The sequence below is a fragment of the Pseudomonas sp. B1(2018) genome, from assembly GCF_003097365.1.
In the GTDB taxonomy this organism is placed as follows: domain Bacteria; phylum Pseudomonadota; class Gammaproteobacteria; order Pseudomonadales; family Pseudomonadaceae; genus Aquipseudomonas; species Aquipseudomonas laurylsulfatiphila.
Genome location: NZ_PYUK01000003.1, coordinates 1 through 13,462, shown reverse-complemented (window position 1 = coordinate 13,462; position 13,462 = coordinate 1). Strand labels below are relative to the sequence as shown.

The 13,462-nt window shown below is 59.9% G+C and carries 8 protein-coding genes and 1 pseudogene; 1 reads left to right on the top strand and 8 read right to left on the bottom strand.

The annotated features are described in order from the left end of the window. Positions 1 to 204 precede the first annotated feature (204 nt). A complete protein-coding gene (locus C9422_RS05115; protein ID WP_007971021.1) occupies positions 205 to 1,425 on the bottom strand; it encodes an aspartate aminotransferase family protein in 1,221 nt (406 codons plus the stop codon). Positions 1,426 to 1,735: 310 nt separating this feature from the next. Here C9422_RS05115 and C9422_RS05110 point away from each other — a divergent pair, with 310 nt between their 5' ends. Next, positions 1,736 to 6,673 carry a dermonecrotic toxin domain-containing protein gene (locus C9422_RS05110; protein ID WP_116579899.1) on the top strand — a complete coding sequence of 1,646 codons (4,938 nt, stop codon included), beginning with the start codon at positions 1,736 to 1,738 and terminating at the stop codon, positions 6,671 to 6,673. A gap of 7 nt (positions 6,674 to 6,680) precedes the next feature. Here the strand turns inward: C9422_RS05110 and argR are convergent, their stop codons facing one another. The 7 genes and pseudogenes from argR to C9422_RS05075 all read right to left on the bottom strand — a co-directional run. Further along, positions 6,681 to 7,673 carry a transcriptional regulator ArgR gene (gene argR / locus C9422_RS05105; RefSeq protein ID WP_007971017.1) on the bottom strand — a complete coding sequence of 331 codons (993 nt, stop codon included), beginning with the start codon at positions 7,671 to 7,673 and terminating at the stop codon, positions 6,681 to 6,683. Between the two features lie 273 nt (positions 7,674 to 7,946). Continuing rightward, positions 7,947 to 8,711 carry an ABC transporter ATP-binding protein gene (locus C9422_RS05100; RefSeq protein WP_007971015.1) on the bottom strand — a complete coding sequence of 255 codons (765 nt, stop codon included), beginning with the start codon at positions 8,709 to 8,711 and terminating at the stop codon, positions 7,947 to 7,949. 27 nt (positions 8,712 to 8,738) lie between these two features. After that, positions 8,739 to 9,851 carry a M14 family metallopeptidase gene (locus tag C9422_RS05095; RefSeq protein WP_116579898.1) on the bottom strand — a complete coding sequence of 371 codons (1,113 nt, stop codon included), beginning with the start codon at positions 9,849 to 9,851 and terminating at the stop codon, positions 8,739 to 8,741. A 1-nt stretch (position 9,852) separates the two neighbouring features. After that, the gene (locus C9422_RS05090) at positions 9,853 to 10,551 is read right to left on the bottom strand and encodes an ABC transporter permease (protein ID WP_116579897.1); all 699 of its coding nucleotides are present in this window, start codon (positions 10,549 to 10,551) and stop codon (positions 9,853 to 9,855) included. Next, the gene (locus C9422_RS05085; RefSeq protein ID WP_007971008.1) at positions 10,548 to 11,237 is read right to left on the bottom strand and encodes an ABC transporter permease; all 690 of its coding nucleotides are present in this window, start codon (positions 11,235 to 11,237) and stop codon (positions 10,548 to 10,550) included. The genes C9422_RS05090 and C9422_RS05085 overlap by 4 nt, the downstream gene beginning before the upstream one ends. A gap of 91 nt (positions 11,238 to 11,328) precedes the next feature. Next, the gene (locus C9422_RS05080; RefSeq protein ID WP_007971007.1) at positions 11,329 to 12,105 is read right to left on the bottom strand and encodes an ABC transporter substrate-binding protein; all 777 of its coding nucleotides are present in this window, start codon (positions 12,103 to 12,105) and stop codon (positions 11,329 to 11,331) included. A 698-nt stretch (positions 12,106 to 12,803) separates the two neighbouring features. After that, a pseudogene (locus tag C9422_RS05075) lies at positions 12,804 to 13,462 on the bottom strand (AMP-binding protein); the annotation flags it as partial.

Sequence of the window (13,462 nt, the reverse complement as noted above, 5' to 3'; positions counted from 1 at the left end):
CTTAATCTCAGAACTTACAGAAGAAAAATCCCGGGCCTACACAGAGATCAGTGTGGGAGCGGGCTTGCTCGCGAAAGCGGTGGGTCAGACAGTAAAAATGTTGACTGATACACCGCTTTCGCGAGCAAGCCCGCTCCCACATTTGATCGTGCCCGGCATCAAAATTGGGTTCGACGCTTGAACGGTCAGGCGTCGAAGGGTCTATCAGGCTTGCGTCAGTTTTGCCGCGGCACGTTCGAAGCGGTCCAGGCCGGCATCGATATCGGCGTCTTCCACCACCAGGCTTGGCGCGAAACGCACCACGTCCGGGCCGGCTTGCAGAACCATCAGGCCTTCTTTTTCAGCGGCGTTGAAGATGTCCTTGGCCTTGCCTTTCCACGCATCGCTCAACACGCAGCCGATCAACAGGCCCATGCCACGGACCTTGGTGAACAGGCCGTATTTTTCGCCGATCTGCTCAAGGCGCGCCTTGAACTTGTCGTGCTTGGCCTTGACGCCGGCCAGCACCTCAGGGGTGTTGATCACATCGATCACGGCTTCCGCGACCGCACACGCCAGCGGGTTGCCGCCGTAGGTGGTGCCGTGGGTGCCGACGACCAGGTGCTTGGCCAGGTCTTCGGTGGTCAACATGGCAGCGATCGGGAAACCACCGCCCAGGCTCTTGGCGCTGGTCAGGATGTCCGGAGTCACGCCGTAATGCTGGTAGGCGAACAGGTGGCCAGTGCGGCCCATGCCGGTTTGCACTTCGTCGAAGATCAGCAATGCGTTGTGCGCGGTGCACAGTTCGCGGGCACCTTGCAGGTATTCGAGTTCAGCCGGGATGACACCGCTTTCGCCCTGGATCGGCTCCAGCACCACAGCGCAAGTTTTGTCGGAAATGGCGGCTTTCAGCGCGGCCAGATCGTTGTACGGCACATGGGTGATGCCGGTGATCTTCGGACCGAAGCCATCGGAGTACTTCGACTGGCCACCGACGTTCACGGTGAACAGGGTACGGCCGTGGAAGCTGTTGAGCGCGGCGATGATCTCGTATTTCTCGCTGCCGAAACGGTCGAAACCGACACGACGGGCCAGCTTGAAGGCGGCCTCGTTGGCTTCGGCGCCGGAGTTGCAGAAGAAGGCGCGGTCGGCAAAGGTGGCGTCGACCAGCTTGTGGGCCAGGCGCAGGGCCGGCTCATTGGTGAACACGTTGGACACGTGCCACAGCTTGTTCGCCTGCTCGGTCAAGGCACCGACCAGCGCCGGATGCGCGTGGCCCAATACGTTAACGGCAATCCCGCCGGCGAAGTCGATCAGCTCGCGACCGGACTGGTCCCAGACGCGGGAACCGGCGCCACGCACAGGAATGAATGCGGCAGGCGCATAGTTGGGAACCATTACCTGATCGAAATCGGCGCGTTGTACCGCAGCGTGCTCAACGGACATCGGAGTCTCCTGAAGAGAAAACACTCGCCTGAAACTGGCGAGCGATGGGGGGATTGTAAGGACAGTTTTCAGCCCGGCCTTGCCGCCAAGCGACAACTTCTTATAGCGCAAACCCCGGATTTTCCCGGGTTTACGGCAATGCGACATATAGGGTCGCAAAGGCGCAGTTTAACTGGCGGCGGACGTTTGCGGCAGGTCGCTGTGTCGTAACCCATGCCGATTCCGTGAATGCGGTAGATATGTACCGCGCGTCGTCTTCGATTACGGGTTTTCCTGACGGTCTATCAACCGCAAGGGTGGACCTGCCTCCATGAATACCGAAAATCCCGACATCCCTGAGACTTTCAGGCCCGACGCGCATTACCAGCATCTGATGAACGTCATTCCACCCTGGCTTCGCCAAACCACGCCACGAAGGCGTGAAGCGCTGCGCAACATCAAGCCAGTGTTGCCCACCTCCATCAGGGATGCATCCAAAGATCAGCACGCCGAACTCGGTCGACTCATTACCCGGCAGACGACAAGCCAGAACCGGGTCGATCAGGCCCTGGCGAATCTGCTGGACCCCGCAGCCTTCGCCGAACCCATGCTCAAGGGCGCACTCAAGACACGATTCGGCCTGGAAGCGGACGTCAGTAAAATCTTTCTGCGCCTTTACATTCCCGCGCACATCCCCTGGTTGCGCCTGAAGTCCGGAGCCGCGCGCACCTGGACCGTGTCCTTGCTGGACGCCGCGCTGCACAACTTCGAAAGCGCCGAAACCGAAGCCGACGCCTTTGAATCCGCCTCGACCTACATCACCGCGCCCTCTTCCACCGGGCACTTCAGCACCCTGCCACAGATTCTGGCGAAGATGCCCATCACAGCGTTCACCCAACTGTGCCGCGAACTCGACATTGGTGAGCGCTATAAAAGGTACCTGGAAGACAACCTTGGCATCAGCAACCCGGTGGCTGCGGCGATCCTGCAACCGAAAATTCGCGAAAGCCAAAAAACCACCCTGACCGCCGCCCTGCAGATGGCGCAGATGCAAAACCTGCTGACCGGCGACGTTCATCAGCCGCTCCTTCGCCTGCTCTCCGGTGCACACGGCCAATCCTGGCGATGCCATGACCTGACGATCATGAATGCCCGCCTGACCGGCATCGTGCTGTTCGCCCCGGAACTGGAGCGCGCCCGCGAAACGGTCCGGGTAGTGGCCTACATTCCTGACGACCCCGAACATCCCATCAAGCAATACCCCTCATCGGCGGCATTCGCCGAGGAGCTGAGCCAGCGCCTGCGGGCGCCCGACTATCAACAGTTTTTCAGTCGATTCATCAATCATGAAGACCGCGGTTACTTCTTCGCCGAGCTGAACAATCGTCTCGACCCCATCACCTGGCAACCGGTCCCACCCGGCGATCCACGGCCGACCTGGAGAGAAGCCCCCAACCAGCGTCCCGACCTGCAAATGGCAGCAACGCCGATCAGAGGCGACCTGTGGGTTCATCTCTATCAACGCAAACTCGACAAGATCCTCAATGACGCGCGCGTGATCGCAGTGTCGACGGCCACGGTCGACCGCAAGGCCCGATGGGCGTTATGGGACTCCTTCACGGAAATCGCCTCGGCGCTGCTGAACATCGCAGCCTTCATCGCGTTGCCGTTCGTCCCGTTCCTGGGCGAGCTGATGCTGGCTTACACGGCCTATCAGCTGCTGGATGACACCTTCGAAGCTGTTGTCGACTGGGCTGAAGGCCTGACCAACGAAGCCTTCGAGCATTTCATGGGGATGGTTGAATCTGCAGTGCAACTGGGCACTTTCGCGGCAGGTGGCATGATCGCCGTCAGCGAGTTTCGCGCGGTCCTGCCCCGGGAAGTCGTGCAATTCATCGACCGCTTCAACGCCGTGAAACGCCCCAATGGCGAAAACCGCTACTGGAAGCCCGACCTGACGCCTTACGAACAAACCGTCGCGATCCCCAACGACGCAAAACCTGACTCGATGGGGCTGCACGCCCATCAAGGCAAAACCCTGCTGACACTGGACAACAGCCGTTACGCCGTATCCGAAGATCCGCTGACAGGGCGCCATCGCATCCAGCACCCCACGCGTCCCGAAGCTTACCAACCCACCCTCAGGCACAACGGAAAAGGCGCCTGGCACACCGAACTCGAGCAGCCACAGACCTGGGACCAGGCCACCCTGCTGCGACGTATCGGTCCGGACATGCAGCGTTTTTCCGCGAGCGAACGCGAGCGCATCCTCAGCATCAGCGGCTGTCACGAAAACGCCTTGCGCAAGATGCATGTCGAGGCCGAACAACTACCGCCGCTGCTGGCCGACACCCTCAAACGCTTCATGATTGATCAGGACCTGCAGATCTTCATTGATCAAATCGGCAGCGATCGTGCGGACGATTACCTGAAGGCTGATCCGCTGATGCAACTGGAACTGCTCTGCGACTACGGTGACTGGCCAGCGGACAAGGGGCTGCGACTGATCGATGCAACTGGTGAAACCCTCTGGGAGCGCGGCGCGGGCAACCAGGTCGTGGTGCAGATCGACCTGGCGCAACTGGACGATGGCGACCTGATCACCCCCCTGCTGCAACACCTCGACAACACCGACGCACGCTCAGTGCGCCGCCACCTGGCAACGCTTGCCATAGCCAAGCGGGAAACCCTCTTCAGCCAGCGCTACCGCAAAATCGAACAAGGTGCGCGCCCCTTGGTCCAGCGCATTATCGACAGCGAACCCGGTTTGCCAACCAGCCTCGCCGAAGCACTGCTCGACAGCGCCAGTGCCACGGAACGCGAGCAACTGGAGCGTGGAAGATTGTCCAAACGCCTCACGGAACTGGCACAGGAGGCCGGCCTGCAAGTGCGCGTCACTCGCGCTTATGAGGGGCTCGAGCTGTACTCGACGCGCAACCATCTCGATACCGATCGCCTGACGCTACACACCCTGGAACACGTGCCTGGCTGGTCGGGACAACTGCGCCTGGAAATCCGCCAATACACCCACAATGGACCGCTTATCGACAGCATTGGCGAGCTGGATTCGCACGTGCGCAAGGTGCTGGTGCTGACCGATGAAGGGGGTTATCAGGCCTACGACGACGCCGGCGAACAACTCAGTGGCACCGACTCCCTCTATTCCAGCCTGTTACAGGCACTGCCCGACAGCGAGCGAATCGCCCTGAACATCAACATCGGTGAGGGCGAAAGGCTCAAGCAGCTGATTCGCACCCACGCGCTCACTCGTGAAGCATTGCGTGCGCTGTTGGCGCAACGGCCGAACCTCAAGCCCGCCTACGATCCGGCGGTGATGCGCTTGCTGGGCGGGGGCGATGGTTATCACCGGATGCCGGTCAATACCCCTTCATTACAAAGCCATATCTATCGGCTGTTTCCCCATCTGAGCCCAGAGGAACTGCAAGCCTTTGCCGCACGATTGCAAGGCAACCCCGGCGGACCGCGCGCAGAACTCCAGCGCCTGTTCTATCAACACGCGCAATTGTTTGAGCAATTGAGCGCCTGGCGCGAAGAGATCCCACAGCATGTTCCGGGTACGCAAACCCGCTTGAGCATCGAGCAGCTCGCCAGTCAACGGCTTGCGCGTCGACAAATGACAGCCAGTTTGCTCGACGGCTGGCGGCGTCAGGCCACCTACGACAGCGCCCATGGCGTACCGGTTTCCTTTGAGTTTTCCCAGCCGGTTGTTGGCGAGCTGCCAAAATTGAGCGTCGATTTCCCTCAGGTGCGCAGCGTGACGCTTGAAGGTCATCGTGCCACCCAGGGCGTGAATGATTTTTTGAAGGGGTTTTCCAGCCTCAACCGACTGGCGCTACGCAACTTCGAACTGGGGCAGTTGCCGGACGCCATTGCCCAATGGCCCCAACTCGACGCACTCATCCTCAGCGACTGCGCCGTGACCCTCACAGAGCAGAGTCGCGCCACCCTGTCTGCCCTGACCCAATTGACTGCGCTCGACCTGTATAAAAACCCGCTCGGTGAGTGCCCTTCCCTGGCAAACATGCCAAAGCTGAACTACGTCGATCTTTCCGGTACTGGAATTACCCGCATTCCCGAGGGTCTGGTGAATCACCCGAGCATTCGAACCGCCATTTTGAATGACAACCAGATCACCGAATTGCCCACCACCCTCTTCGATCTGCCCGGCAACATCACCGAGGGATTTGATTTTGGCAACAACCCTCTGTCCCCGACCACCCGGGAACACATCAAACGTCACTATCAGCGAACCGAACAGGACTTTGGAGTCCATGCCGAACAGGTCGATATCGATCGCGTCAAAGCCCTCTACCCAAGCCTGGACAACGAAGAGGCCAGCGACTTCGTCTATCGCTTACCCGGCACCCTCGCAGAGGGTCGAGCCGACCTGACCCGTCGCGAACTCGAACTCGCCCGACTCGGTACCGAGCTGAGCCGGTGGACGGCTGATGTGCCCGACACCCATTCCGTTACTGGCGCCCCGCTGACGGCCGACGAGATGTTTGCCGAGCACGTCAAAAGAGACGAATTCAAGCAAAACCTGGAACGCTGCTGGCGCCAGATCCCCATCGAAAACATTGCCGTGGGTGAGTACGGATTCGTCTCACACCTGGCAATCATGGGTGACCTGCCGACGCTGTCAGCCGACTTCAGTCATGTGCCCGAAATGTACCTGACGACCGCCCATGGCATTGCACCAAGACTTGGCCGGTTCCTGGACAGTTTTGCCAACCTGGACACCCTGACCATTCGGGGATACCAACTGGGCAACCTTCCCGAAGCCATCTTCAGAATGGGCAAGTTGTCGGTGCTGAGCTTGTCGGAGTGTGGCATTACGCTGACTCAGGAAACCCTAGAGGCCCTGGCGGGCATGGAGCACCTTGACCACTTGAGCCTGCGGGACAATCCACTCGGCCCAAGCCCTGACCTTAGCCATATGACAGAAATATCCTCACTGGACTTGAGCCATACGGGCATCACTGAAATCCCCAAGGGCGTGCTGAGCATCACGACCTGGACCGACGTCGACCTGAGCTTCAACGCCATTACCGAGATGCCGCCCGAACTCATGGAGGTGGACCCGGGTGTCGGAGAAAGCTTTGACTTCAGCGGCAACCCGTTCAATGCGCAAAGCTTGCAACGCATCGCCGCGTACTTTCGCGCAACCGAGAATGATCTGGGTATCGACGAAATAGCCGACATGCCGGTGCCTGAGGATGAGGCGCCCGACACCGACATTGAAGACTGAGTACCGGCTAACCGCGTTCCGGCGGCACCGATGACAATTCGAACGGGCTGCTGCTGCGCCGCTGGTTGCGATCTTCCCGCGGCGTGGCACCGAAGAAGTTGCGATAGGCGCTGGAGAAGTGCGGCCCCGAGGAGAAGCCACAGGACAGGCCGATCTGGATGATCGACTTGCTGGTTTGCATTAACATCTGCCGGGCCTTGTTCAGGCGCAGCTCCAGGTAGTACTGGCTCGGCACACGGTTGAGGTATTGCTTGAAGATCCGCTCCAGCTGCCGACGGGACACGCACACATGCTGGGCGATTTCGTCGGTGGTCAACGGTTCTTCGATGTTGGCTTCCATCAGCAACACGGCTTGCGTGAGCTTCGGATGGCTGGAACCGAGACGGTTCTGCAACGGGATACGCTGGCGCTCGCCACCCTCGCGGATGCGCTCGACCACCAGTTCTTCGGAGACCGCACCCGCCAGCTCCGCACCATGGTCGCGGGCCAACACGGCCAGCAACAAGTCGAGCACCGACATGCCGCCGCACGCGGTCAGGCGATCGCGATCCCAGTCGAACAGGTGGCTGGTGGCGATGACCTTCGGAAAGCGCTCGGCGAAATCGTCCTGCCAGCGCCAATGCACGGCCGCGCGATAGCCATCGAGCAAACCCAGTTGCGCCAAGGGGTACACACCGGCCGACAGGCCGCCGATCACGCAACCGGAACGCACCAGCTGTTTGAGCGCACTGCTGAGCGCCGGCGCCAGTGCGGTTGGCGGCTCGTCAGCGAGCAGGAACAGTTTCTGGAAGTTTTCCAACTTGCCGGTCCATGCCTCACCTGGCAATTGCCAGGCACTGTCGGCCGCGGCGTCTGTAATGGCTTCGGCCTGCAGGAACGACAGCTCGTAAACCACGTCCGGATGCACACGCTGGGCAACACGCAAGGCCTCCTCAGCCAGCGCAAGCGTCAGTGCTTTAGTGCTGGGCCAAATCAGGAAACCAATTCGATGGGCAGTCATGGTGGGCAATCCGAAGCGAAGAACAGAGATGAAGGCATGGGCCAATGCTAGCCCGTAAATGAACGCAAATCTCGAAACCAACCGAGATCAAACACAGGAGCCGCCTGCCACCCCACCCTGTAGGAGCTGCCGAAGGCTGCGATCTTTTGATCTTAAAAAAACAAGATCAAAAGATCGCAGCCTCGTTTCACTCGACAGCTCCTACACACGGGGTCGGGGCTGGCCTCTAAACGGCGAAGCATGCACTATTCAGGTGCACAACGGCAGTCCTGATTACTTCAAGCTGCCGGACAGGAATTGCTGCAGACGCTCGGATTGCGGATTGACCAGCACTTCGCGCGGGTTGCCGCTTTCTTCGACCACACCTTTGTGCAGGAACACCAACTGGTTCGACACTTCACGGGCGAAGCCCATTTCGTGGGTCACCACCACCATGGTCCGGCCTTCCTGGGCCAGGGCCTGCATGACTTTCAACACGTCGCCAACCAGCTCCGGGTCGAGGGCCGAGGTCGGTTCGTCGAACAGCATTACCTCAGGTTCCATCGCCAGTGCACGGGCAATCGCCACGCGCTGCTGCTCGCCGCCGGACATGTGGCCCGGGTAAGCGTCTTTGCGATGGGCCACGCCGACCTTGTTCAGGTAGTGCTCGGCTTTTTCCCGAGCTTCGGCCTTGGACACGCCGAGCACGTGCACCGGCGCTTCCATGATGTTTTCCAGTGCGGTCATGTGCGACCACAGGTTGAAATGCTGGAACACCATCGACAGGCGCGAACGCATGCGTTGCAGCTGTTTCGGGTCGGCGGCTTTCAACGCGCCGTCCTTGTTCGCCACCAGCTTCAACTCTTCGTTGTTGAGCAGGATCTTGCCCGCGTGCGGCTGCTCCAGCAGGTTGATGCAGCGCAGGAAGGTACTTTTGCCGGAGCCACTGGAGCCGATGATGCTGATCACATCGCCGGCTGCCGCTTTCAGGGACACGCCCTTGAGCACTTCGTGACTGCCATAGCGTTTATGCAGGTCTTGGACTTCAAGTTTGTACATGCGGTCGGTTCTCACAAAAACAGTCAGTCAGTCGTTGAGCAAGCGCCCGTGACGCAGCGCTTCGCGCCCCGCCACCTTGGCCAGCCAGAAACCGGGTTGGGCATAACGCAGCCGTTCAATGGCAAACAGCACCCCGGACGTACCAGCACACACCGTGCTGACCCGATCCGCCAACGGATCGATCACTTCAAAAATCTCGTCGCCCGCTTCAACCCACTCGCCGGGCTTACGCAGGAAACTCACCACACCGGGGTGTGGCGCGAACAACAACTCAGTGCCTTCGAACGGCAGGCCCTCGCAAGGCTCTTGCGCAGCTTTTGGCCATTCACCGCCAATCAGGCCTTGCTCGGCGAGGAACGCCAGAATGCCTTCGGCATAAGCCTCTGCTTCGGCGCGCCCGGTGTCGGCCTGACCACCCAATTCAATGGTAGTCGCCAGGCAGGCCAGCGGAATTTGCGCCTCCGGGAACAGACGCGACAGGCGCAACCACGGCAACGAGCAGGCTTCGTCGAACGAACTGCCGCCGGAATCTTCCGCCAGCAAACCGACCCGCACGTTCAGGTGCGCAGCCAGCGAACGCCACTGCGGCCAGTGCTGCGGCAAGGCGTACATGTGCAGCGCCGCTTCCGCATCGCAATGCAGATCCAGCACCACATCGGCAGTGCAGGCGTGGCTGAGCAGAACGCGCTGCATGCCCTGCAACTGGCTGCTCGCCTCTGGCAAAGCGGCCAGATGATCGACCATCGCCTGACGGATCAGGCGAATGTTGGCGTGCGGATCGTCACCCAGGCTTTCTGCCAAGGCAGCCGCCACAGGTGCGCTCAACTCGACGAAATCGCGGTTGAAGTTCTTGCCGCTGCCCGCCTCGAAACGCCCTTGATGATTGCCCTGAAGCAGTTGACCCAGACCCAGTGGATTAGCCACCGGCACCAGTTCGACCACACCATTGAGCAAGCCCTGGGCTTCGAGTTCGGCCAGACGCTTTTTCAGCTCGAACGCCGTGCGCATGCCCGGCAGCTCATCGGCATGCAGGCTGGCCTGGATATAAGCCTTGCGCTCGCCATTACCGAAGCGGAACACTGAAATATGGCGTTCGCTGCCCAGGTGGCTCCACGGCAAAGCATGATCGATGCGTTCCATATCAGTGCTTCCGCGGGGCCAGGTAGCCCAGCCAGCGGCGCTCGGCCATCTTGAACAGCTTCACCAGGATGAAGGTCAGGCACAGGTAAAACACGCCGGCGGTGATGTAGGCCTCGAACGGCAGGTAGAACTGGGCGTTGACCGTGCGCGCGGCACCGGTGATGTCGATCAGGGTCACGATGGACGCCAGACTGGTGGTCTGCAGCATCATGATCACTTCGTTGCTGTACTGCGGCAGCGCCCGGCGCAGGGCCGACGGCAGCAGGATGCGTTTGTACATTTTGAAGCGCGACATGCCCATGGCCTTGGCCGCTTCGATCTCGCCGTTCGGCGTGGCGCGCAGGCTGCCGGCGATGATCTCGGCGGTGTAGGCGCTGGTGTTGATCGCGAATGCCAGGCACGCACAGAACGTTGCGCTGGACAGCCACGGCCAGAGGAAGCTCTCACGCACCGCTTCGAACTGCGCCAGACCGTAGTAGATCAAAAACAGCTGCACCAGCATCGGTGTGCCGCGGATCACGTAGGTGTAGAGCCAGGCGGACATGTTGACCACCGAGTTCTTCGAGACGCGCATCAGGCCCAGTGGCAATGCGCACAGCAAGCCGAAGAACAGCGACATCGCGAGCAGTTTGAGGGTGGTCACCAGGCCGCCGAAGTACAGCGGCAAGGCCTCCCAAATGACGTTGTAGTCGAAGATCATAGATCAGCCGCCCTTACGCCTACCGAGTAGCGCTTCTCAAGGTGACGCAATGCCAGCAACGACACACTGGTGATCACCAGGTACATCGCCGCCACTGCGAGGAAGAAGGTGAAAGGCTCGCGGGTGGCATCGGCCGCCTGCTTGGCCTTGAACATCATGTCCTGCAGACCCACCACCGAAATCAGCGCGGTGGCCTTGGTCAGAACCAGCCAGTTGTTGGTGAAACCCGGAATCGCCAGGCGAATCATCTGCGGTACCAACACCCGGAAGAACACCTGCAAACTGCTCATGCCGTACGCCATGCCGGCTTCGGCCTGACCTTTGGGGATCGCCATGAACGCGCCACGGAAGGTTTCCGACAGGTACGCACCGAAGATGAAGCCCAGGGTGCCGATACCGGCAGCCAACGGATTCAGGTCGATGTACTCGTCAAAACCAAGCAGCGGTGCGACGCGATTGAGCAGGTCCTGGCCGCCGTAGAAAATCAGCAGGATCAGCACCAGGTCGGGAATACCGCGGATCACCGTGGAATACAGGTCGCCCAGCCAGGCCAGCCAGCGCACCGGCGACAGACGCAGTGCCACGCCGATCAGGCCCAGAACGATGGCCAGGGCCATGGACGACAAGGCGAGCTGAAGCGTCAGCCAAGCGCCATCGAGGATGACAGCCCCGTAGCCTTTCAACATGATTCAGGTCCTCGAAAGTTGGGATGAAAAAATGGCGCAAACCTCAGAGATCCTGCTGCTTGCGCCATTTCGGACTTGTCGCCGGGGCGTGTTACTTGCCGTAGATATCGAAGGCGAAGTATTTGTCCTGGATTTGCTTGTACTTGCCGTTCTCGCGAATGGCGGCGATGGCGGCGTTGAGCTTGTCCAGCTCGGCCTTGTCGCCCTTGCGCACCGCGATGCCTACGCCGTCGCCGAAGTACTTGACGTCGGTGAACGCAGGGCCGACGAAGGCGAAACCTTTACCGGCGTCGGTTTTCAGGAAACCGTCATCCAGAAGCGTAGCGTCTGCCACGGTGCCGTCGAGGCGGCCGGCGGCCACGTCGAGGTAAATTTCGTTCTGCGAGCCGTAAGGCTTGATCTCGGCACCCAGCGGGGCCAGGACTTCGCGGGCGAAACGCTCGTGGATCGAACCACGCTGCACGCCGATGTTCTTGCCCTTGAGCTCGGTCAGGCCGTCGCTGACCTGGGTGCCGGCCTTCATGACCAGGCGAGCCGGGGTGTTGTAGTACTTGTTGGTGAAGTCCACGGACTTCTTGCGATCTTCAGTGATCGACATGGACGACAGGATCGCGTCGATCTTGCGCACTTTCAGTGCCGGGATCAGGCCGTCGAACTCTTGCTCGACCCACACGCACTTGACCTTCATCTCTTCGCACAAAGCGTTGCCGATGTCGTAGTCGAAACCAACGATGCTGCCGTCCGGTGCTTTGGAAGCGAACGGAGGGTAAGCCGCTTCGATACCAATTTTCAGAGGCTTTTCATCGGCGAAGGATGGCAGCGACAGCACGGACAGTGCCAGGGCGCCAAGCAGCACGAGTTTCTTCATCTTGGGACTCCATCGGTAAAGGGCAAAAACGGCAGAGTGAGCAACAGCCCAATATGCGAATGAGTGGAACCAGAAAGCAGTGCTGCGTCCTGGGAAGCCGGTGTTTAAATTCAACACGAGCAACGACGAGCGAGTGATCGGCATTCTAACGACAGGCCCGAGGCCGATATTTCTTCAATGCGACAACTAATTACAGAAGCACCGAGAAAGTCGCTTTAGCGCGTTGACAGCCCTGCAAAATCATGCAAGAGCAAAAGATATGGAACCGATCTATATTGCAAATTGCGGGCCTATTATTGGCAAACCCTTCTAATCCGGCAAGCGCAGCGTGGAGTCTTATTTTTTATCCGTGGTTTTTAACCCCTGCTATGGGGCTGGGCGTTTCCCAATGCCCCGCATTGGCGCGATGCGGTTACACATTCAGTAACCTGTAAGATCTCGGGTAACAGTAGGAAAACGCCGACAGAGGAAGCCGATATTTATTGGTAGATATTGCTGTAGCGCCTGCCAAACCGCTATCGCGAGCAAGCTCGCTCCCACAGGGATTCGTGGTGTACACACGACCTGAGCCACACCGCAAAAACCTGTGGGAGCGAGCTTGCTCGCGATGAGGCCAGCCCGCCCAACACAAAAACCAGAGAATAAAAAAGCCCCACCCGGCGCAACGCCAGGTGGGGCTTCAGTGACTCAGAAGCCGCTTACGCCACATTCATCGTCTTGTGCGTATCAATCAAATGCTGCACCACACTCGGATCCGCCAAGGTGGAAATATCCCCCAACCCATCATATTCAGCGGTCGCAATCTTGCGCAGAATCCGCCGCATGATCTTGCCCGAACGGGTCTTCGGCAGCCCCGGCGCCCACTGGATCACATCCGGCGAGGCAATCGGCCCGATCTCCTTGCGCACCCAGTTTTTCAGTTCCAGACGCAGTTGCTCGTTCGGCTCCTCGCCGTTTTTCAGGGTGACATAGACATAAATGCCCTGTCCCTTGATGTCGTGCGGTACACCGACCACCGCCGCTTCGGCGACTTTCGGGTGCGCGACCATCGCGCTTTCGATCTCGGCGGTGCCCATGCGGTGGCCGGACACGTTGAGCACGTCGTCCACGCGCCCGGTGATCCAGTAGTAACCATCGGCATCGCGACGGGCGCCGTCACCGGTGAAGTACATGCCGCGGAAGGTCTTGAAGTAGGTGTCGACGAAACGGTCGTGGTCGCCAAACAGCGTACGCGCCTGGCCCGGCCACGAATCGAGAATCACCAGGTTGCCCTCGGCCTCGCCTTCGATGATGTTGCCCAGGTTGTCCACCAGGGCCGGCACCACGCCGAAGAACGGACGCGCCGCCGAGCCCGGCT

What these genes read in the sequence shown, in the direction of transcription:
- C9422_RS05095 (WP_116579898.1), bottom strand. Translation starts at nt 9,851, where the DNA reads ATGGAACGCATCGATCATGCTTTGCCGTGGAGCCACCTGGGCAGCGAA.
- C9422_RS05080 (WP_007971007.1), bottom strand. Translation starts at nt 12,105, where the DNA reads ATGAAGAAACTCGTGCTGCTTGGCGCCCTGGCACTGTCCGTGCTGTCG.
- C9422_RS05110 (WP_116579899.1), top strand. Translation starts at nt 1,736, where the DNA reads ATGAATACCGAAAATCCCGACATCCCTGAGACTTTCAGGCCCGACGCG.
- C9422_RS05100 (WP_007971015.1), bottom strand. Translation starts at nt 8,711, where the DNA reads ATGTACAAACTTGAAGTCCAAGACCTGCATAAACGCTATGGCAGTCAC.
- C9422_RS05115 (WP_007971021.1), bottom strand. Translation starts at nt 1,425, where the DNA reads ATGTCCGTTGAGCACGCTGCGGTACAACGCGCCGATTTCGATCAGGTA.
- C9422_RS05090 (WP_116579897.1), bottom strand. Translation starts at nt 10,551, where the DNA reads ATGATCTTCGACTACAACGTCATTTGGGAGGCCTTGCCGCTGTACTTC.
- C9422_RS05085 (WP_007971008.1), bottom strand. Translation starts at nt 11,237, where the DNA reads ATGTTGAAAGGCTACGGGGCTGTCATCCTCGATGGCGCTTGGCTGACG.
- argR (WP_007971017.1), bottom strand. Translation starts at nt 7,673, where the DNA reads ATGACTGCCCATCGAATTGGTTTCCTGATTTGGCCCAGCACTAAAGCA.